1 protein-coding gene and 1 pseudogene are annotated in these 776 nt (G+C 41.9%); one reads left to right on the top strand and one right to left on the bottom strand.

The window, feature by feature from the left end; translation table 11 throughout:
* A pseudogene (locus tag R7R78_RS25725) lies at positions 1-97 on the bottom strand (flavodoxin); the annotation flags it as partial.
* 145 nt (positions 98-242) lie between these two features.
* On the opposite strand from R7R78_RS25725, the gene R7R78_RS25720 reads away from it, so the two are divergent.
* The gene (locus tag R7R78_RS25720) at positions 243-713 is read left to right on the top strand and encodes a CreA family protein (RefSeq protein WP_005397614.1); all 471 of its coding nucleotides are present in this window, start codon (positions 243-245) and stop codon (positions 711-713) included.
* Positions 714-776 lie beyond the last annotated feature (63 nt).

The raw sequence follows: 776 nt of genomic DNA, 5'->3' as shown, positions 1-776 counted from the left end.
GCCCTTTCAAACTCTCTGGTGTCGGAAATTCAACTTCGACCAGATCATACAGCCATGTATTTTTACGCTCGATACTGGCTAACTGTTGTTCATTCATCTTGATACCTTCGTTTAGAGCAGTACATTAGCATGAAGCCCGCAACAAACCTAGCGCACATAGACCTTTCCGTGGCTAAATTTTGTTTTAGGTGCAAACCTCTGATAGATTTCATCAATATCTTTCCTAGTTAAGGACAAAAATAATGAAAAAGATGCTGTTAAGTGCATTGCTTGCTACTACTCTAGTTGGTTGTTCAGATAACGATGTTGCTGACGTGGGGCTCGGTTGGTTTACTTTGAAAGACATCAAAGTCGGTGAGTTGAAAGACGAGGTGGTAACAGGTGTCACATGTCACATCGCCTCTATCGAAGCGGATTTCAGCTTAGCAGATCCAAGTGATAGCTCAATATCATGTCGTCAGACTGGCGAAATCACACCGGAAATGATTGCAAAAATAGATAAGAGTAAGTCCGGTGAAATTGTATTTAAGAAGTCAAAAAGCATTTTCTTCAAAACAATGAAGGTTCGCCGTATTTATGATGCCGATAACCAAACCTTACTCTACTTGTCTTATACAACAAAAGAGACCGATGGTAGTTTTAAGCATAGCCTTTCGACAGTCCCACTTTGGGGTACCAAGGCTTACGTTGAGCCAACTGAAGTGAAAAAGTAACGCGGGTAAATTTAGTTAGCGCGGAGCAGGCTCTTTCCGGGCGCTGCTGAGCAACAAGTTTAA

Source organism: Vibrio sp. 2134-1, from assembly GCF_033339495.1.
Note: the sequence above shows the minus strand (reverse complement) of the source record. Positions and strands in the feature narration are given on the sequence as shown.